The organism is Myceligenerans salitolerans (assembly GCF_017349295.1).
Taxonomy (GTDB): domain Bacteria; phylum Actinomycetota; class Actinomycetes; order Actinomycetales; family Cellulomonadaceae; genus Myceligenerans; species Myceligenerans salitolerans.
Genome location: NZ_JAFMPK010000030.1, coordinates 23,386 through 42,116, shown reverse-complemented (window position 1 = coordinate 42,116; position 18,731 = coordinate 23,386). Strand labels below are relative to the sequence as shown.

The window sequence follows — 18,731 nt, the reverse complement described above, 5'->3', positions numbered from 1 at the left end:
GCGACGTCCACGTCGTCCCCACCGGCCGGCCCGGTGCGGGAGCTCAGACGAGGACCGTGACGACCAGCGTGTACACCGTCGCCATGATCAGCACGATGCCGGCGACGTTGAGCAGCACGCCGCCCTTGACCATCTCGCCGATCGTGATCTGGCCCGAGCCGAACACGATCGCGTTCGGCGGCGTCGCCACGGGCAGCATGAACGCCATCGTGGCGGCGAGGGCCGTCGGGACCAGGAGCAGCAGCGGCTCGATCGCGAGGCCGCTCGCCACACCTGCCATGACGGGGAGGAAGGTCGCCGTCGTCGCCGTGTTCGACGTCAGCTCGGTCAGGAAGATGACGAGCACGATCACCGCCAGCACGACGACCCAGACGGGGATTCCCGCCATCCCCGCGACCTGCTCGCCGATCCACGCCGACAGTCCTGTCTGCCCGAACTGGGCCGAGAGCGCCAGGCCGCCACCGAACAGCAGGAGGATCCCCCAGGGGAGCTCCCGGGTGGCGGACCAGTCGAGGGTGCGCTGCCCGTCCCGCGTCGCGGGGATGAGGAAGAGCGCGAGGGCGGCGGCCACGGCGACCATGGCGTCGTCGTAGGTGTCGATCCACGGGTTGGCGGCGACGAAGGACTCCGACTGACCGAGTGCGCCGAACACGATCCAGGCGACGGCGGCCGCCGCGAACACGGCGCTCACGGTCCACTCCCCACGGCTCATCCGGCCGAGACCGGCGACCTCGTCCCGGAGCAGCTGGCGCTCCTCCCCGATGTCCCGCGACGACGGAGGAAAGGCCACGCGCGTCAGGACGAGCCACGCCACGACGAGGAACACCGCGGCCAGCGGAACACCGACCAGCATCCACTCCGCGAACCCGATCGACACCCCGTACTCCTCCTGCACGAAGCCTCGCAGCAAGGTGTTGGGCGGGGTGCCGATGAGGGTCGAGACGGAACCGATCGACGCGGCGTAGGCGATACCGAGCAGGAGCGCGGTGGTGAGGTTCCGGTCCGGTTCGCGGGCGTTGACCAGCGCGAGCACCGCCAGGCCGACCGGGAACATCATGACCGCGGTCGCGGTGTTGCTGACCCACATCGAGACCAGGGCGGTCGCCAGCATGAAGCCGCCCACCAGTGCGACGGGGTTGGTCCCCACCCGCGAGACGATGTTCAGGGCGAAGCGGCGATGGAGATTCCAGCGCTGCATCCCGAGACCGATCACGAAGCCGCCCATGAACAGCCAGATGATCGGGTTGGCGTACGGGGCGACGGCGGCGGCCATCCCGATGGGCCCGCCGTCGTCGGACTCCAGGTTCTCCACGAAGGGGAACGCGACCATCGGGACGAGCGCCGTGGCCGCGAGCGGGATGGCCTCCGTCATCCACCACGCGGCCATGAGGACGGCGACCGCCGCCACGAAGCGCGCCGACGGGTTCAGGCCGTCGGGCAGGACCAGGTAGACGAGTGCACCGAGCAGGACGCCGGCGGCCAGGCCGATGACGCGTCGCCGCCGTGTCGCGGGCGTGGGCGGTGCTTCGCTGGGAATCGTGACAGTGGTGGTCATGCGGACCTCCCGTGGTGGACCCGCCATTGGGTCAGGAACAAATCGCGCTATTGGCACCATAACGGTGTGAGCCACATCACACCAGAGGCGAAGTCGCCGCGGACCGGCTCGCCGCTCGCCGCCGTGGCGGACACCGGCCCGATCATGGACGGCGCAGCGGCCCGCCGCGGGCGTCGAGGCGGTCCAGAAGGGTGGCGAACGTATTGCCGACGCGCAGCCCGTCGTGCTCGAACTCGTTCGTCACCCAGGCTTCCGTGTTGCCGACGTGGCCGGCTGTCGCCAGGGAGAGGTCCGCGTCCACGAACATGTCGTCGTGATAGACGGCGGCCTCGACGGGGATCTCGTTCGAGGCCAGCCGGTCGAGGTCGTACAGGTCGTCCCAGTTTTCCTTGGCGGCGAGGGCGTCGGCCGCGGCGGCGAACGGCCGGAGCGCCGCGATCTCCTCGAACATCCAGGGATAGATCATCTCGCCCGTCAGCAGCAACGGGCGGGCGTCCTGCGCGAACGCGGGGTCCGTGTCACGGACCGACTGCGCCGCCCAGGCCGTCGCGCCCGTGTGGGACTGGGCGTAGATGGACTCGTGCAGCACGGCGTAGAGGGGTCGGCCCACGAAGTCCGTCGCCGTGGCGACGGACGACAGGAACGTCTCGGTGAGGTCCGCGTCGTGGGTGCGTCCGTCGAAGGCCTCGTCGAGCATCCAGTGGACGCGCTCGAAGCCCGGGCCCATGCCGAAGTCCATGCCCAGGCTCTGCAGGCGGCGGACGCCGAGCGGGGTGCCGTCGGGCAGCGTGGTGTCGCCGGCGGCGAGCCGGTCGGCGATCCGCCCGAGCAGCCCCGCGGCGTGCGGGTAGCGTGCGCGGAACCGGGCGTTCTTGCCGGCGACGCGCGGCTGTGTGCGCTCGTACACCTCGCGGGCCGACGCCGTGAGGCTGGGCAGTCCGCCCGTCACCAGGCTCGCGTTCACGCCCTCGGGTGCCAGCGACAGGTACGTCATCGTGATGAACCCGCCGTACGACTGGCCGAGGGTCGTCCAGCGCCTGCCCTCGTAGACGGAGTCGCGGATGTACTCGGCGTCGCGGACGATGGCGTCCCCACGGAAGTGCGTGAGGTACTCGGCCTGGGCGCCCGCGTCGCCGAGGGCGTTCAGCGCCTCCGCGCGGACCGCCGTCGAACGGCCCGTCCCGCGCTGGTCGAGCAGTACCACGCGGAAACGCTCGAGCGCCGAGCCGACCCAGCCGTCCGGGCCTGTGGGGCGGGGTCCCTTGCCGCCGGGGCCGCCCTGCAGGAAGACGAGCAGCGGAAGGTCGTCCCGCCGCTTCGTGGGGTCGACGAGTTCGCGGAAGAAGACGGTCAGCGTGCGCCCGTCGTCGGGATCCGACCAGTCGAGCGGGACCTCGACGGTGCGATCGGTGACATGGACGCCGGGCAGGGTGTAGCTGATGGACACGCCCCCACCCTAAGAGCCGTCGACCTCGTGGTCGACGCGCGTCACAGCTCGAGGAGCATGCGGGAGTTGCCCAGGGTGTTGGGCTTCACGCGGGCCAGGTCGAGGAACTCGGCGACGCCGTCGTCGTGGGAACGCAGCAGTTCGGTGTAGACGTCGAGGCTGACCGGTGTGCTGTCGATCTCCTCGAAGCCGTGCTTGCGGAAGAACTCCACCTCGAACGTCAGGCAGAAGACCCGGCGCAGGCCGAGGTCACGGGCCCGGTCGAGCAGGCCTTCCACGAGCTGGTGTCCAACACGCCGCCCGCGCGAGGCCGGGTCGACGGCCAGCGTGCGGATCTCCGCGAGGTCCTCCCACATGACGTGCAGCGCGCCGCAGCCGACGACGGCGGGCGTCGCGGGGTCTGCCGGCCCGGCCGCAGGGCCGTCGTCGTCCGCGGAGACCTCGGCGACCAGGAACTCCTGGACCGCCTCGTAGTACCCCACCCACTCCTTGGCCAGCAGGATCCGCTGCTGGGCGTACGGCTCCACGAGAGCGCGGATCGCCCGTACGTCCGCCGGCCGGGCGGGCCTGATGTTCACGGTCACGCCGCCCACAGTACGCGCGCTCCTCTTGCCACAGTCCCCGTCCCGTGGTGGGTTGTCGATATGGCATCGACCCGGCTGACCGCGGATTCCCGAGCGCAGACCCTGGCCACCCTCGAAGCGAGCACGGACATCGCCGCCGAGCTCGACGTGCTGGTCGTCGGCGGCGGCGTGACCGGCGCGGGCATCGCGCTCGACGCGGTGACCCGCGGTCTGTCGACCGCCCTCGTCGAGGCGCAGGACTGGGCCCAGGGCACCTCCAGCCGCAGCAGCAAGCTGGTCCACGGCGGCCTGCGCTACCTGCAGATGCTCGACTTCGAGCTCGTGCACGAGGCTCTCACCGAGCGGGACCTGCTGTTGCGCGAGCTGGCGCCGCACCTGGTCCGGCCGGTGCCGTTCCTCTACCCGCTGGAGCACCGCGTCTGGGAGCGCGCGTACGTCGGGACCGGTATCGCCCTGTACGACATCCTCGCGACCCTGACGCCCGGCCGCCGTCCGATGCCCTTCCACCGCCACCTGACCAGGGCTCAGATGGAGGCGAAGTTCCCCGACCTCGCGCACGACGCCGCCGTCGGAGCCGTGCAGTACTGGGATGCCTCGGTCGACGACGCGCGCCTCGTGACCACGCTGGTGCGGACCGCGGCGTCCTACGGTGCGCACGTCGCGAGCCGTACCCAGGTGGTGGAGCTGACGCAGGGAAGCACGGGCGCCGTGAACGGTGCCGTCGTCGTCGACCTGGAGACGGGCCGTGAGATCACGGTCCGTGCGCGGGCGGTGATCAACGCGACCGGCGTCTGGACCGAGGAGACGCAGGAACTGGCCGGCCAGCCGGACGGTCCGGCGGGCGGTCTTCACGTGCTCGCCTCGAAGGGCATCCATCTCGTGGTGCCCCGTGACCGCATCCAGGGCCGTGCCGGGCTGATCCTGCAGACGGAGAAGTCGGTGCTGTTCGTGATCCCGTGGTCGCGGTACTGGATCATCGGCACCACGGACACGCCGTGGCACCTCGACCCCGTGAACCCGGTCGCGACCAGCGCCGACGTGGACTACGTGCTCGACCGTGCCAATTCCGTCCTCGCGCATCCGCTCACGCGCGAAGACGTCATCGGCACCTACGCGGGGCTGCGGCCCCTGCTCCAGCCGGGTACGAAGGCCGGCACGTCGAGCGCCAAGGTGTCGCGCGAGCACACTGTCGCGTCACCCACGGCGGGGCTCACCGTGATCGCGGGCGGCAAGCTCACCACGTACCGGGTGATGGCGAAGGACGCCGTCGACTTCGCCATCGGGCAGCGAGCGGCCGCACTGCCGAGCATCACCCACCAGATCCCGCTCACGGGTGCGGTCGGCCTCAGGGCGGTCCAGCGTCAGGCCCGGGCATGGGCGAAGCGGTTCGGCTGGAATCCGCCGATGGTCGACCACCTGCTGCACCGCTACGGGTCCAACCTCACCGACCTCGTGGAGCTGTGCGAGGCCGACCCCGCTCTCGCGCGCCCGCTGGAGCACGCGCCCGCCTACCTGCGCGCGGAGGTCCACCACGCCGTGACGCACGAGGGCGCGCTGCACCTGGAGGACGTGCTCGCGCACCGCACGCGGCTCGTCTACGAGGTCCCGGACCGCGGCCTCGATGCCGCCACCGAGGTGGCCGACGTCGTCGCGCCGCTTCTGGGCTGGGACGACACCGCGCGGCAGCGGGAGATCGACGCCTGGCGCAGCCGGATCGACGCGGAGCTGGCGGCGCTGCGCGCCCCCGACGACGAGACCGCGGAGGAGGCGGTGCGCGGAGCCGACCGGGTCGCGCCGTGGCAGCCGCTGCGGCTGTCGTAGGTGTCTACCGCGGGAGGTGGAGGCGGCCCGTGGAGTCCTGTTCCGCCAGCCCGTCCTCGATGAGGCCCGCGACGGCACGGTCCAGCTGAGCCAGACGAGCGGCGGCATCGCCGCCGGTCATCGACCCGGCTCCGGGAACCCACGCCGCGACGACGACGGCGCGGTCCACGGGCCCGTCCGCGGCGCGAAGCGTCGCCATGACACGGCCGCGGCACTGCCGGTCGGTCCCGTGCCATGCCTGGGTACGACGGCGGCCCGCGTGCTCGTCGGGTGGTGAGCCTGCGGCCCGCCAGGCGCAGAGGCCGGCCACCGGGCAGTCGTCGCACCGCGGGGAGCGGGCGGTGCAGACGAGGGCGCCGAGCTCCATGGACGCGGCGGCCCAGCGGGCGGCCTCGGCGTCGTCGGCCGGCGCGATCGCCGTCGCGAGGGCGCGCTCGGCCGCCGTGTACGACGGCGCGGGCAGGGCCGTGCCGCCGACGGTACGTGCCAGGACGCGACGCACGTTGGTGTCGACGACGACGGCGCGCCGTCCGAACGCGAACGCGAGCACGGCCGCGGCGGTGTACTCACCGACGCCCGGCAGCGCGCGCAGCTCCTCCTCCGTGTTCGGGACGACGCCGGCGTGCCGCTCGACCACGGCGACGGCACACTCCTGCAGCCGCAGGGCACGCCGGGGATAACCCAGCCGGCCCCAGGCGCGCAGCACGTCGGCGGTGTCGGCGCGGGCGAGGTCGGCGGGCTCGGGCCACCGTTCCATCCACGACCGCCAGGCGGGCTCGACGCGCACCACGGGGGTCTGCTGCAGCATCACCTCGCTCACGAGGACGCCCCAGGGAGTGCGGTCCGGGGCACGCCACGGCAGGTCGCGGGCGGCGCGGGCGAACCAGTCGGTGACAGCGGCACGCAGGACGGCGTGCCCGGTGGGGGAGGAGGTCACGGGCACCCATTCTCTCCTCTCGGAGATGCCGTGCTCGCCGGGTCGCGCGGCGGAGCGAGGAAGTACCTCCGGGCGGCGCGGCCTCCGCGGGGGCACGGAGGTAGTTGCCTACTGTGGATACCGTCGATCGTGGTCGGGACCGTGGGGAGAGCCGGTGCAGGCAAGGGAGGCGGGGGTCGGCGGGCGTCGCCGGGCCCTGGTGGTCGTGGTGGTCCTCGCGGTGGTGGTCGTGGCGGGGGCTCTGGTGGTGCCCGCGCTGTGGCCGCAGGAGCCGGCACCGATCGTGAGCGAGGCCAAGGTCCATCCGCCGGCGCCGGCGGATCCGGACGGGAACGGCAGGACCTGCGATGCGGACGATCTGGACGTGCGGCTCGCGGCGGACCGCACCACCTTCACCGCGGGGGAGCCGGTGGTGTTCACCGTGACGCTCAGGAACGACGGCGCGACGCCGTGTCTCGTCGACGGGGGCGACACCAACCGCGCCGTGACGGTGTGGGCCGGTGAGACGGGGCCGGACGCCGAGCGGGTGTGGTCGTCCGCGGACTGCGACGACACGGGCGAGCGCATGCTGCTGCTCGGTTCCGGGTCCGTCGACACGCAGGAGGTGCGGTGGTCCGACGTCCGTTCCGCACCCGGGTGCGAGCGCGTGGACAAGCCCATCGAGCCCGGCGTCTACAGCGCACGGGTGACGGTGGCCGACGTCCAGGGCGCGGCCAGCCAGGTGGTGCAGCTGACCAGGCCCGAACCGCCGGAGCCGAGCCCGTCCCCGTCGAAGTCGTCGGACCAGAAGGGGACGAAGCGCGGCGAGCCGTCGGCGACGCCGAGCCCGTCGCCGTCGGGCACGGACCGGTAGGACCGTCAGACGTAGCGCTCGAGGATGCTGGACTCCGCCATGCGGGACAGGCCCTCCCGGATCGCGCGAGCACGCTGGTCGCCGACACCGTCGACCGACATGAGGTCGTCGACGCTCGCCGCCAGGAGCTTCTGCAGGCTGCTGAAGTGCGCCACGAGTCGTTCGATCGTGACGTTCGGCAGCCGGGGGACCTTGGACAGGAGGCGGTAGCCGTGCGGTGCGACGGCGGCGTCGAGGGCGTCGCCCCCGCCGGGCATGTCCAGCACCCGCCCGATCTGCGACAGGTCCAGGAGCTGCTGGAACGACAGCGTGGCGAGGGCCTGCTGCACCTGGTCGAGCGTTCGTCCCTTGCGCCCGAGCACGTAGTCCCGGATCACGAACTCCCGGTCGGAGCCGACGTCGCCGATGAGCTCGTCGAGCTGCAGCGCGAGCAGGCGGCCGTCGACGCCGAGTTCGATGACGTAGCCCTTGATCTCGTCGGAGATGCGCCCGACCATCTCGAGGCGCTGCACGACCGAGCACACGTCGCGCACGGTCACGAGGTCCTCGATCTCCAGTGCCGACAGGGTTCCGGACACCTCGTCGAGGCGGGCCCGGTAGCGCTCGAGCGTGGCGAGAGCCTGGTTCGCGCGGCCGAGGATGGTGTCCGAGTCCTCGAGCACGTGCCGCTTGCCGCCCACGTAGAGGGCGACGATGCGCATCGACTGGCTCACCGAGATGACGGGGAAGCCGGTCTGCTTGGAGACGCGCTGGGCGGTGCGGTGCCGCGTGCCGGACTCCGAGGTCTCGATGGTGGGATCCGGCAGGAGCTGGACGGCGGCGCGGCGGATGCGGCCCGCCGTACGGTCGAGGACCACCGCGCCGTCCATCTTGGACAGCTCGCGCAGACGGGTCGCGGAGAACTCGACGTCGAGCTCGAAACCGCCGGAGCACATCTCCTCGACGGACTCGTCGAGGCCGAACACGATGAGGGCGCCGGTGCGGCCCCGCAGAATGCGCTCGAGCCCGTCACGCAGTTCCGTTCCGGGCGCTACGGCGGCCAGGGTCTCGCGGAGGAGTTCGTCTGCTTCCGTCGGTGTCGTGGCCACGGAGAAATCCTACGTCGTGTGTTGCCTCGGCAGCCGTTTGTTTCAAAGCCGTGACGTGAACGGCTGTGGGAAGCCGCTGACCGGCCGGATGAACGCGCTGTTCACGCTACCGGCCCCGGGTGGCCTGTGCCAGTGCCATCGCTTCCCGGATGTGCTGTGCCTCCAGCAGCTCCATCCCCTCCGGCGCGGTGACGCCGGTTCCCGCCGGCACGACGGCGCGCCGGTACCCCAGCCGCGCGACCTCGCCGAGCCGGCGTTCCAGTCCGGTGACCGGCCGGATGTCGCCCGCGAGCCCGACCTCGCCGACGGCGATCGTGGCGGGCGGCAGCGGTTCCTCCGTCCGCGCCGAGACCAGGGCGAGGGCAGCGGCGAGGTCCGCCGCGGGCTCTGCGACCCGCGCGCCGCCCACCGTCGAGACGTAGACGTCCTGATCGGCGACCCGGAGCCCCGCGTGCCGGTGCAGCACCGCGAGGATCATCGCGAGCCGGCTGGAGTCGACGCCGCTGGTGGCGCGACGGGGGTTGGACAGCGGGCTCGGAGCCACCAACGACTGCAGTTCGACGGCGAGCGGCCGGCGTCCTTCGAGCGTCACGGTGACGCAGCTGCCCGGCGCGGCCGCACCCGTGTGCGAGAGGAACAGGCCGGACGGGTCCGGCAGCCCCTCGATGCCGTTCTCCGACAGGTCGAAGCAGCCGACCTCGTCGGTCGGGCCGTACCGGTTCTTGACCGCGCGCACCATGCGGAGCCGTGAGTGCCGGTCCCCCTCGAACTGGCAGACCACGTCGACCAGATGCTCCAGCGTGCGCGGGCCCGCGATGGTGCCGTCCTTGGTCACGTGTCCCACGAGCACGACGGGCACGCCGCGTTCCTTGGCGGCGGCGATGAGGGCTGCCGCCACCTCACGTACCTGGGTGGTACCGCCCGGGGCGCCGTCCACCTCCGCCGAGGCGATCGTCTGGACGCTGTCGACGATGAGCAGGTCGGGCGCGGCCGCCTCGACGTGTCCGAGCACGGTGGCCAGATCGGTCTCGGAGGCCAGGAGGAGGCTGGGGGCGAGCGCGCCGATCCGCTCGGCGCGCAGGCGGACCTGTCCCGCCGACTCCTCGCCGGTGACGTACAGGACGGTACGGGGCCCGCTGCTCCGGCCCCGCGAGGAGCCGCGACCGGCGCCGGCGGTTCCGGCGGCGTGGGCCGTGGCTCCCGCTGGTGGGGCGTCCGTGGCGGCCGTCGCGAAGTTGCTGGCGACGGCGAGCAGCAGCGTGGACTTGCCGACGCCCGGCTCGCCGGCGAGCAGGACGACCGCGCCGGGGACGAGACCGCCGCCCAGTACCCGGTCGAGCTCGCCGACGCCCGTCGGCATGGCGCGCGCGGCCTCGACGTCGATCTCGGCGATGGGCCGGGCGGCGGACCGCGTCGGTGCCACCGCGACGGTCCGGGGGCCCGCCGAGGCCGGGGTGGAGTCGCTCACCGTGCCCCAGGCCTGGCACTCCCCGCAGCGGCCGACCCATTTCACGGTGGTCCAGCCGCACTCGGTGCACGTGTACGCGGGTCTGGCCCGCTTGGTCGTCGTCGCCACGGTGGGGACGGTACCCGGGGTGGCCGACATCGACGACCGTGCGGTGGCCGGTCACCCGGAGACCGGGCGCGGTGCGCGCCGGCGCGCACCCCGTGGAGGTCACGTGGGGCGGGACGGTCCTCCAGACCGCGCGCCTGCGAGCGCGTGTCGGCCACGCGTCATAGGGTTCGTAGCGCCGCCGTCGACCGGCGGGACGTCTCACTCGAGGAGAGGACAATGACCCACGAGCGCGCGGGATCGGGCGGCCGGGCGCAGCAGCCGCGGCCCCGGGTCCGTAGGTCCCCGACGGTGTACCGTCGTCGGCGCCTCGTGGTGGGCGTGCTGGCGCTGCTGGTGCTCGTGTCCCTGCTGGCCTTCGCGGGGCTGGTGTGGCCGGGCTTCCTGCACGCCGAGGAGCCCGATCCGGTGCCGACCGTCACGGTGACGGCGTCGCCCCCGACGCCGTCGGTCAAGCCGATGCAGCGGCCCGACGGCGAGACCGCCTTCCAGGAGGCGCTTCCGTCCGCGGTCCTGCAGTTCGCGTTGTCGGAACTGACGGAGACCGACGCCGCCGAGGAGTCGGAGGCCACCGAGGGCTGGAAGGCGACGTACACCGACGGCGCGGACCTTCGTGTCGTGGTCACAGCGGTCCAGTGGCCGAGCGCCGACGAGGCGACGACGTCCGCGGAGGCGCTCGTGAAGGCGGCCGGGGAGGCCAGGAAGTCGGGCGACGTCAAGGTGGGCGACGACGTGGTCGGCCAGTACGCACTCACCCCCGCCGACGGCGGCCGACGCACCATGACGTGGCGCAACGGTACGGCGGTGCTTCAGGCGAAGGGTCCCGCCGAGGTGGTCGAGGAGTTCTACCGCGCGTTCCCGCTCTGAGCGGCGCGCGGCCTCAGGGCAGGTCGAGCGTGACGTAGTGCGGGCTGCCGAAGGAGAGCCACACCTCGTCGGGCGTGTCACCGGCGCGGGTGAGCACCACGGTCGACGTCTGCCAGGTCCCGTCCTCCGGTGCGACCGAGTCGAGCGAGTCCGGCGGCATGCAGGGGTTGCCCTGGCCCAGGGGATCGCTGCCGGTGCCGCGCTCGCCGTAGCGCGTGCCGTCGGCGGTCAGGAGGATCACCTGGCACGAACCCAGGTCGGTACCCGGCTCGGCGGTGAGTTCGAGCTCGACGCGCCAGGCCGTCGAACCGTCGGGGACCCGGTCGATCTGCGCCACCACCGACCGGGGCAGCCCTTCGGCCGTCCTCACGTCGAGCACCCGGACGTCGACCTCCCGGGTCACCCAGGTGTTGGCGAGCCCCGGGTCCACCAGTCCGAGGTCGTAGTACTCACCGACGAAACGGGCGGTCTCGCCGACGTCGGCCCGGTCGACCTCGTCGACCAGCTCGGTCGGCCACCAGAGGTTCACGAGGCGAAAGGACCACGCGGCGGCAGCCGCCGCGATCAGGAGCGGCAGAACCGCGAGCCACACACCGTTCCGTCGCCACCAGCCGCGTCCGTTCCGGTCGGTCGAGACCGTCATGCGTCCCCCTCCGTGCCCGGGCGCGCGTCGACCACGGGGGCCGGTCCCTCGACCCGCAGGGCCTCGCCCGCGCCTGCCTCGTCGAGAGCTGCCTCGTCGAGGCCCAGGTCCACGACGGCGACCGCGTCCCGCCGCTGGAACGCGCCGCTCTCGCCCTCGCCGCCGCGCCCGAGCCGGACGTGTGCACCCTCCAGGGCGTCAGGCGCCACGTCGAAACAGTACGTGATGCGCTGCCCGTAGGCCGGGGCGGCGCTCGTCGCGGTCGCGCAGCCGGATCGGTCCGTCGCGGCGTGCGTGCGTTCCTCGGCGTCCACGAGTTCGGCACCGCCGATGGACAGTGTGCGTGCGGCGGCTTCCCAGACGGCGTCGACCACCACGAACACACCGCCGGCCTGCGCCACCCCCTCACCGTCGATCCGCTGTGCGACGCGGACGTCCGTCACGGTCAGGTCGGCGTATCCGAGACGCACGGTCTCGCCGACGGCGCCCTCCACCTCGAACGGCTGGTCGACGCCGGCGTCCTGGGGCACCTGTGTGACGAACCAGGTCGCGGCACCGATGGCAACCGGCACGAAGAGGATGGTGCGCCACCGAGACCGGCGGCCGCTCACGCGTCCGTCCCCGTGGACCCGGAGCCGCCGTCCGCACCACCGGCCTCGCCGTCATCACCCGCGGACCCGGGCGGTTCGACGTCGAACCTGCCGCTGTGGGTGATCTCGTCCGTCGGGAGCCAGTACTCGTCGTCGAGACCCGCGAATCCCTCGTCGATCCAGTCCAGGCCGGCGAGGTCCACCCGTGCCGTCGCGGGAGCAGCGTCCCCGTCCTGGTTCCACACGAGCGCGACCCGGTAGGTCACACCGGGGTTGACGACGTCGAGATCCCCCGCGTCGGCGATGTTGTACCGATCCGGAAGCGGACGGTCCCCGGTCGCGACGTCGTCGGCCACGGGCCGGCCCTCGCGGTCCACCACCCCGGCTCCGACCGGCGCGGGAACGATGTCGGCGAGCTGGTACGCATGTGCCGGGAGATCGGAGGTGTTCGTGACCTCCGCGACCACGACGAGCAGCTTGTCGGCCGGGTCGAGCGGCCGGACGTCGCCGAGCGTCCTGGTCGACACGACCTTCTCGATCAGCACCTCGTACGGCCCCACCTCGACGGGAGTCCCGGCCGAGAGCGGGACCGCGTCGTCCGCCACCGCGTTCCAGGCCCCGAAGGGTGTCGCGGCGAGCACCGCGGCGACGGCCCCGGTGACCACCTTGCCGGTGGTGCCGAGTGACGCGAAGAGATTCCGGGCCACCCCCGAGAGGCCGGGCGCGGCATTGCGGGCGTGCTTCATGGCCCCAGATCGTACCGAGACACAACGGACTTATTGGCAACGGTCCGGCGCCGTGGTGACCAGCGGCGTCAGGCGCCCAGTTCCAGCGAGCGGGCGCGAGCCGCCTCGACCGCCGCCAGGAAGGCCGCACGGACGGCACGCTCCTCGAGGACGCGGAGCCCCGCGGCGGTCGTCCCCGCGGGAGAGGTGACCCGCTCACGCAGGATCGCCGGGTGCTCGCCGGTCTCGACGGCGAGCCGTGCGGCACCGAGCACCGTCTGCCGGGCGAGGCGGGACGCGACGTCGCGCTTGAGGCCCGCGTGCACGCCCGCCTCGGCGAGCGCGTCGATCACGGTGAACACGTAGGCCGGACCGCCACCGGACAGCGCGGTCACCGCGTCCAGGTCCTTCTCCGCGACCCGGACGACGTCTCCCGTCCCGGCCAGGAAGCGTTCGACGAGCGCGAGATGGGTCTCGTCCGCCGCGGCTCCGGGTGCCACGGCGGTGATCCCGGCACCGATCTGCGCCGGCGTGTTGGGCATCGTGCGCACCACCGGCGTACCGGGCCGCAGGGACCGCTCCATCGCCGCCGTCGTGACACCCGCCGCGACGCTGACCACCACGGCGCCCGCCGTGAGAACGGGCGCGATCTCGTCGAGCACCGCAGGGACGTCCTTCGGCTTGACCGCGACGACGGCGAGTTCCGCCCCCGTGACCGCCGCCGCGTTGTCCGTGGTGGTGGCGACACCGTGGCGCTCGCGGAGCGACGCCGCGCGGGCCGTGCCGTGCTCGGTGGCGCGCACGGTCGCGGTGACGTCGCCCGGCGACCAGCCCGCCCCGATCGCACCCGCGAGGACCGCCTCGCCCATGTTGCCCGTACCCAGGATCGCCACGCGTTCGGTCATGCCGACATCCTCGCAGGAACCTGCGGGTGCCTCACCGCGCCACTCGCGCGTCCGCCCCGGCTCGCGCTCAGGGTGCGACGAACGTTCCCGGGATCGCGCCTTCCTCGTCGCCGTCCCCGTCCGGGCCGCTCGCGACCGTCATGCCCCGCCCGACCATGGTGTCCACCGCGGCGGCGATCAGCGCGCCGGCCAGGGCGAGCGAGATCGCCGTCCCGGCCGCCTCTTCCCAGGGCGAGATGACCAGCAGCCACAGGTCGGTGTCGACCGGCCCCGTGATCGCCCGGACGATCCAGGCCACCGCCACCGGCGCGCGCATCACCACGAGGTAGGCCAGGCAGAAGACGAGCATCGCGCCGATACCGCCCCTCGTGATCATCCTCAGGCCCTGCACGAGTGCCGAGAAGCGGTCCCGCAGCTCCTGCGTGACGGCGGCGAGAACCTTGCGCAGCCATGCGGGCATGGCCGTCTGGTCCAGCCACGCGTGCTCCGTGGACGGTGGTGCCATGAGCCGGCGCCCCAGCACGACCGTTCCGATCGCGAGCCAGGCGAGGGGCGCGACGATCACCACGTCGAGCGACTCGACGACCGTGACGAGTCCTTCGGCGGTGGCGGCCCCTGCCTCCGCCACGGCCTCACCCTGTGCCGATTCCGTCGCCGAGGTGTACGTCCCGACGGACCAGTGCACGAGCGCCCGGTCCTGCAGCATGAACAGCATTCCCCGGCCGAGGGATTCCAGGTCGTAGGCGGCCTGGACGCTCCAGAACACCTCCACCGCCGCGCCGAGCAGCGTCAGTCCCAGGAAGTGCACCTTGCGGTCGAGCACGCCGAGGAGCCAGCGCAGCACCACCGCGCCGACCACCACGCCCACGAGCGTCCACCCGGTCCACAGGCCGAGGCGTCCGGAGAAGTCGATGCCCTCGTCGGTGAACATGGCGGTGCCGAACAACTCGTCGGCGGCGACGTCGTTCAGGTACCGGGCGTGGTCGGCGTCCATCGTTCCCTCGATCGCGTACACGGCGAGGAAGGGGATCAGCACGGCCAGCGCCACGTCGGCCAGGGGTTGTTCACGGCGTTCCGGGGCCGCTGCGGTCCGCGGTCGCGTCAGGTTGCCCAGCGACGGGTAACAGACGCGGAGCATCGCGATGACCGGCAGGAGCAGTCCGAGCGGCAGCGCCAGCAGCACGATCTGCGCGACGAGCGCGTTCCACCTGCTGACCTCGAGGGCTCCCCAGAAGGCCGCGCCCCGCAGCGCGACGCCGGCGAAGCCGAGGGCGAGCAACGCCGGCCAGTGGGCGACGAGCAACCTTCCGGCGGTCAGCAGGATCCTCATGGGGCTACATAATGACGCAAACCGGACGCCATGCATGCATCGCTCCGGAAATCGGTCATGATCGGGTGCGTGACAGTCGAACCACCCGCGCCGGACGGCCGTGCCATGGAACCCTCCGCGAACGGATCCGGAGGCGGACGGTCCCCGCGCCGGCCCGCCATGGCCGATGTCGCCGCCCGGGCCGGCGTCTCCCATCAGACGGTGTCCCGCGTGCTCAACGGCAGCCCGCGGGTCGCGCCGGAGACGCGCGAGCGGGTGGTCCAGGCGATCCGGGAGCTCGGGTACCGCCGCAACGTCGCCGCGCGCGCCCTCGTCACGGCGCGTTCCGCCACGCTCGGTGTGATCACGACCTCCTCCGCCCTCTACGGGCCGACCAGCACGCTGGTCGCCGTCGAGGAGGCCGCCCGGGAGCAGGGATGGTTCACCTCGGTGGCCACCATCGGCTCGTACGACGCCGAGTCCGTGGACCACGTGCTGGAGCACTTCATGAGCCAGGCCGTCGAAGGGGTCGTGGTCATCGCCCCGCAGGACGACGTCGGGCGAGCCGTCGCGGCCTTCGACGCGGCCATCCCGGTGGTGCTCATCGCGGCGCGGGAGTCGGCGGTGGAGCGCACCATCCCCCTGGCCGTCGACCAGGGTGTCGGTGCCGGGCTCGCCGTCGGGCACCTGCTCGACCTGGGTCACGAGACGGTCCTGCACGTGGCCGGTCCGCAGGACTTCTTCGACGCGCGCCAGCGCGTCGCGGGGTGGCGCGCGGCACTGACGGAGCGCGGCGCTCCCGTGCCGGAGCCCGTCGTGGCCGACTGGTCGGCCGGACGCGGGTACGAGGTCGGCCGTGGCCTCGCCGAGCGGATCCTGGCCGGCGACGGCCCGACGGCGGTCTTCGCCGCCAACGACGAACTCGCCCTCGGCCTGGCGCGAGCCTTCTGGGAGGCGGGTCTCCGCGTCCCGGAGGAGGTCTCGCTCGTCGGGTTCGACGACATCCAGGGCGCCGACCAGTTCATCCCGCCGCTCACCACGGTCCGCCAGCCGTTCGCCGCACTGGGCAGGCGCAGTGTCGAGCTGCTCTTCGAGGCGGTGGCCGGCAAGTCGCCGTCCGGTGCGCTGATCACGCCGGAACTCGTGGTCCGCGCGTCCACGGCCCCGCCGCGAAAGGGCGCGTGAGCGGACCGCCGCGCGGTCGGCGCCGGCCACGACGGCGGGTACGCGCCGGTCACCGTGCGGCGGCGGGCTCACCAGCCCGTCTGCTCCGTCGGCCGCGGCCGCCCGTGGCCGGCGCGGGACCTCGCGGGACAGAGTTTCGTCGTCCGGCCGTGTGAGCGTTAACATCTTCCCATGGCGCAGGAGCACGATGTGGTGACACGGCGTCCGGACAGGGTCCGGGACGCGATCGAACAGGGCCGGACCAGCCTCGGGATCGAACTGGGCTCCACCCGTATCAAGGCGGTGCTGATCGGGCCGGAGCACGCTCCGATCGCCGGCGGCGGCCACGACTGGGAGAACCGGTTGGTCGACGGGCACTGGACGTACCCGCTCGACGCGGTGTGGGACGGCCTCCGGGACTGCTTCGCGGATCTCGTGGCCGACGTCGAGCGGCAGTACGGGATCCGCCCCCGGACGTTCGGCGCGATCGGCGTCTCGGCGATGATGCACGGTTACCTCGCCTTCGACGGCGACGAACTGCTCGTCCCGTTCCGCACGTGGCGCGACACCACGACGGAGGTCGCGGCTCGCGAGCTCACCGACCTGTTCGGGTACAACATCCCGCTGCGCTGGTCGGTCGCCCATCACTACCAGGCCGTGCTCGACGCCGAGCCCCACGTCGCCCGCACCACGTACCTCACCACGCTGGCCGGCTACGTGCACTGGCGCCTCACCGGCCGCAAGGTGCTCGGCGTCGGCGACGCCTCGGGCATGTTCCCCGTGGACCCCGTGACGGGGCGGTACGACGCCGGGATGCTCGCGAAGCTGGACGAGTTCGTCGCCGCAAGGGTGCCGGGGGACACCGGCTCGCGCCTGGCCGACCTGCTTCCCGAGATCCTTCCCGCCGGGGCGGACGCCGGCGCGCTCACGCCCGAGGGCGCGGCGCTGCTGGACCCGAGCGGTGCCCTGCGTCCCGGTGTTCCCCTGTGCCCGCCCGAGGGCGACGCCGGCACGGGCATGGTCGCGACCAACGCCGTCGAGCCCCGCACGGGCAACATCAGTGCCGGCACGAGCATCTTCGCGATGGTGGTGCTGGAGGGCGCCCTGCGCGGGCACCACCCCGAGCTCGACCTCGTCACCACCCCCGCCGGCGACCTCGTGGCCATGGTGCACTGCAACAACGGCGCGAGCGAGCTCGGCGCGTGGGCCGAGGTGTTCCGCGAGCTCTCGGCGGCCGTCGGCGGTCCGTCCGACGCCGACACCGTCTTCGAGGCGCTGTTCCGGGCGGCCCTCGACGGCGAGCCGGACGGCGGCGGCCTGCTCGCGTACAACCAGCTGTCCGGCGAGCCGATCGCCGGGCTGGCCGAGGGGCGCCCGATGATCGTGCGCACCCCGGACAGCCGGCTGACCCTGGCCAACCTGGCGCGTACCCAGATCTACGGCGTGTTCGCCACACTGAGCCTCGGCATGCGGGTTCTCGCGGACGAAGGCGTCGAGATCGACGCGATGTTCGGCCACGGTGGTCTGTTCCGGACCGCGGGTGTCGCCCAGCGCATGCTGGCCGCCGCCATCGGCGCACCGGTGGGCGTCGGGCAGGCGGCCGGTGAGGGCGGCGCGTGGGGCATGGCCGTCCTGGCCGCCTACCTGCGCTCCGGTGAGGGCCGGAGCCTCGGTGACTACCTCGCGGCCGAGGTGTTCGCCGACGCCGCGGTCGACGTCGTGACGCCCGAGGCCGAGGACACCGCCGGCTTCGCCACGTACCTCGAGCGGTACACGGCCGGTCTCGCCGCGGAGCGGGCAGCCGTGGAGGCCGTGAAACCTCTGACCACCACCGAGGAGAACGCCGGATGAGCATCGCCGAAGAGTTCAGCGACTACGCGCCCGAGGTGCGTGAGGAGATCGCCCGCACCCGCCAGGTCGTGTCCGACCTGCACGCCGAGCTGCCGCGCAACGGTCTCGTCGTCTGGACGGCCGGTAACGTTTCCCAACGCGTGCGGATCCCGGCGGAGCTCGGCGGGGCCGCCGACGGCAGCGCCGATCTGCTCGTCATCAAGCCGTCCGGGGTCTCCTACGACGAGCTGGCGCCCGAACTGATGGTGGTCTGCGACCTCGAGGGCGCGATGGTGCACGACGCGGCGCACAAGCCGTCGTCGGACACCGCCGCCCACGCCTACACCTACAAGCACCTGCCGCACGTCGGCGGCGTCGTGCACACGCACTCGACGTACGCGACCGCCTGGGCGGCGCGCGGCGAGGCCGTGCCGTGCGTGCTGACGATGATGGCCGACGAGTTCGGCGGACCCATCCCGGTGGGGCCGTTCGCGATCATCGGTGACGACTCGATCGGCCGCGGCATCGTCGAGACCCTCCGCGACTCGCGCAGCCCGGCCGTGCTCATGGCGAACCACGGCCCCTTCACGATCGGCAAGGACGCCCGCGCCGCGGTGAAGGCCGCGGTGATGTGCGAGGAGGTCGCCCGCGCGGTGCACCTCTCCCGCCAGCTCGGCGACCCGCTTCCGATCGAGCAGAAGCACATCGACTCCCTCTACGACCGTTATCAGAACGTCTACGGCCAGAAGTGACCGCTCGGTGCCGGGTGAGGTCGGTCACGGAGTGACCGTCCACCTGCGTGAGCGGTCGGCCCGTGGACGGCCGGCAGGCTTGCCGGTC

At 72.7% G+C, this 18,731-nt stretch carries 17 protein-coding genes; 6 read left to right on the top strand and 11 right to left on the bottom strand.

Translation table 11 applies throughout. From position 1 onward, the window contains the following. Positions 1-43 precede the first annotated feature (43 nt). From J0911_RS07985 to J0911_RS07975, 3 genes are all read right to left on the bottom strand, one after another. Positions 44-1,555 (bottom strand): SLC13 family permease, encoded by a 1,512-nt coding sequence (locus tag J0911_RS07985; protein ID WP_242636452.1) that lies wholly within the window; start codon positions 1,553-1,555, stop codon positions 44-46. A gap of 142 nt (positions 1,556-1,697) precedes the next feature. Then, positions 1,698-3,002, bottom strand: a complete 1,305-nt coding sequence (locus J0911_RS07980; protein WP_207274927.1) for an alpha/beta fold hydrolase — start codon at positions 3,000-3,002, stop codon at positions 1,698-1,700. A gap of 41 nt (positions 3,003-3,043) precedes the next feature. Further along, positions 3,044-3,586 carry an amino-acid N-acetyltransferase gene (locus tag J0911_RS07975; RefSeq protein WP_207274926.1) on the bottom strand — a complete coding sequence of 181 codons (543 nt, stop codon included), beginning with the start codon at positions 3,584-3,586 and terminating at the stop codon, positions 3,044-3,046. A gap of 60 nt (positions 3,587-3,646) precedes the next feature. On the opposite strand from J0911_RS07975, the gene J0911_RS07970 reads away from it, so the two are divergent. Further along, entirely contained in the window at positions 3,647-5,407 is a 1,761-nt protein-coding gene (locus J0911_RS07970; RefSeq protein ID WP_207274925.1) for a glycerol-3-phosphate dehydrogenase/oxidase, read from the top strand. Positions 5,408-5,411: 4 nt separating this feature from the next. Here J0911_RS07970 and J0911_RS07965 read toward each other — a convergent pair whose 3' ends face one another. Then, positions 5,412-6,350: an iron-sulfur binding domain-containing protein gene (locus tag J0911_RS07965; protein ID WP_372434852.1), complete on the bottom strand. Its 939-nt coding sequence runs from the start codon at positions 6,348-6,350 to the stop codon at positions 5,412-5,414. Between the two features lie 148 nt (positions 6,351-6,498). Here J0911_RS07965 and J0911_RS07960 point away from each other — a divergent pair, with 148 nt between their 5' ends. Beyond that, positions 6,499-7,197, top strand: a complete 699-nt coding sequence (locus J0911_RS07960; RefSeq protein WP_207274924.1) for a hypothetical protein — start codon at positions 6,499-6,501, stop codon at positions 7,195-7,197. Between the two features lie 5 nt (positions 7,198-7,202). On the opposite strand, the gene disA is transcribed toward J0911_RS07960, so the two are convergent. Continuing rightward, positions 7,203-8,285 (bottom strand): DNA integrity scanning diadenylate cyclase DisA, encoded by a 1,083-nt coding sequence (gene disA / locus J0911_RS07955; protein WP_207274923.1) that lies wholly within the window; start codon positions 8,283-8,285, stop codon positions 7,203-7,205. A 106-nt stretch (positions 8,286-8,391) separates the two neighbouring features. After that, entirely contained in the window at positions 8,392-9,891 is a 1,500-nt protein-coding gene (locus J0911_RS07950; protein WP_207274922.1) for a DNA repair protein RadA, read from the bottom strand. Positions 9,892-10,077: 186 nt separating this feature from the next. Between J0911_RS07950 and J0911_RS07945 the strand changes: the two genes are divergently transcribed. Next, positions 10,078-10,725: a hypothetical protein gene (locus J0911_RS07945; RefSeq protein ID WP_207274921.1), complete on the top strand. Its 648-nt coding sequence runs from the start codon at positions 10,078-10,080 to the stop codon at positions 10,723-10,725. A gap of 13 nt (positions 10,726-10,738) precedes the next feature. On the opposite strand, the gene J0911_RS07940 is transcribed toward J0911_RS07945, so the two are convergent. From J0911_RS07940 to J0911_RS07920, 5 genes are all read right to left on the bottom strand, one after another. Continuing rightward, on the bottom strand, positions 10,739-11,368 hold the full coding sequence (locus tag J0911_RS07940) for a hypothetical protein (RefSeq protein ID WP_207274920.1): 630 nt from the start codon (positions 11,366-11,368) through the stop codon (positions 10,739-10,741). Next, positions 11,365-11,940: a DUF4352 domain-containing protein gene (locus tag J0911_RS07935; protein ID WP_207274919.1), complete on the bottom strand. Its 576-nt coding sequence runs from the start codon at positions 11,938-11,940 to the stop codon at positions 11,365-11,367. The genes J0911_RS07940 and J0911_RS07935 overlap by 4 nt, the downstream gene beginning before the upstream one ends. Positions 11,941-11,975: 35 nt before the next feature. Then, positions 11,976-12,704, bottom strand: coding sequence for a hypothetical protein (locus J0911_RS07930; RefSeq protein WP_207274918.1), 729 nt, complete (start codon positions 12,702-12,704; stop codon positions 11,976-11,978). A gap of 68 nt (positions 12,705-12,772) precedes the next feature. Then, positions 12,773-13,588 carry a pyrroline-5-carboxylate reductase gene (gene proC / locus J0911_RS07925; protein ID WP_207274917.1) on the bottom strand — a complete coding sequence of 272 codons (816 nt, stop codon included), beginning with the start codon at positions 13,586-13,588 and terminating at the stop codon, positions 12,773-12,775. Positions 13,589-13,655: 67 nt separating this feature from the next. Beyond that, complete coding sequence (locus J0911_RS07920; RefSeq protein ID WP_207274916.1) at positions 13,656-14,918, bottom strand: hypothetical protein; 1,263 nt, start codon at positions 14,916-14,918, stop codon at positions 13,656-13,658. Positions 14,919-14,987: 69 nt separating this feature from the next. On the opposite strand from J0911_RS07920, the gene J0911_RS07915 reads away from it, so the two are divergent. The 3 genes from J0911_RS07915 (at position 14,988) to J0911_RS07905 (ending at position 18,643) form a co-directional block, all read left to right on the top strand. After that, positions 14,988-16,082: a LacI family DNA-binding transcriptional regulator gene (locus J0911_RS07915; protein ID WP_307864979.1), complete on the top strand. Its 1,095-nt coding sequence runs from the start codon at positions 14,988-14,990 to the stop codon at positions 16,080-16,082. 171 nt (positions 16,083-16,253) lie between these two features. After that, positions 16,254-17,912 (top strand): xylulokinase, encoded by a 1,659-nt coding sequence (locus J0911_RS07910; protein WP_207274915.1) that lies wholly within the window; start codon positions 16,254-16,256, stop codon positions 17,910-17,912. After that, entirely contained in the window at positions 17,909-18,643 is a 735-nt protein-coding gene (locus J0911_RS07905) for an L-ribulose-5-phosphate 4-epimerase (RefSeq protein WP_207274914.1), read from the top strand. The genes J0911_RS07910 and J0911_RS07905 overlap by 4 nt, the downstream gene beginning before the upstream one ends. The last annotated feature ends 88 nt before the right edge of the window (positions 18,644-18,731 follow it).

Excerpts from the sequence above, each read along its gene's own strand:
- J0911_RS07945 (WP_207274921.1), top strand. The coding sequence starts at position 10,078 with ATGACCCACGAGCGCGCGGGATCGGGCGGCCGGGCGCAGCAGCCGCGG.
- J0911_RS07950 (WP_207274922.1), bottom strand. The coding sequence starts at position 9,891 with ATGTCGGCCACCCCGGGTACCGTCCCCACCGTGGCGACGACGACCAAG.
- J0911_RS07905 (WP_207274914.1), top strand. The coding sequence starts at position 17,909 with ATGAGCATCGCCGAAGAGTTCAGCGACTACGCGCCCGAGGTGCGTGAG.
- J0911_RS07940 (WP_207274920.1), bottom strand. The coding sequence starts at position 11,368 with ATGACGGTCTCGACCGACCGGAACGGACGCGGCTGGTGGCGACGGAAC.
- proC (WP_207274917.1), bottom strand. The coding sequence starts at position 13,588 with ATGACCGAACGCGTGGCGATCCTGGGTACGGGCAACATGGGCGAGGCG.
- J0911_RS07985 (WP_242636452.1), bottom strand. The coding sequence starts at position 1,555 with ATGACCACCACTGTCACGATTCCCAGCGAAGCACCGCCCACGCCCGCG.
- J0911_RS07970 (WP_207274925.1), top strand. The coding sequence starts at position 3,647 with ATGGCATCGACCCGGCTGACCGCGGATTCCCGAGCGCAGACCCTGGCC.
- J0911_RS07920 (WP_207274916.1), bottom strand. The coding sequence starts at position 14,918 with ATGAGGATCCTGCTGACCGCCGGAAGGTTGCTCGTCGCCCACTGGCCG.
- J0911_RS07930 (WP_207274918.1), bottom strand. The coding sequence starts at position 12,704 with ATGAAGCACGCCCGCAATGCCGCGCCCGGCCTCTCGGGGGTGGCCCGG.
- J0911_RS07910 (WP_207274915.1), top strand. The coding sequence starts at position 16,254 with ATGGCGCAGGAGCACGATGTGGTGACACGGCGTCCGGACAGGGTCCGG.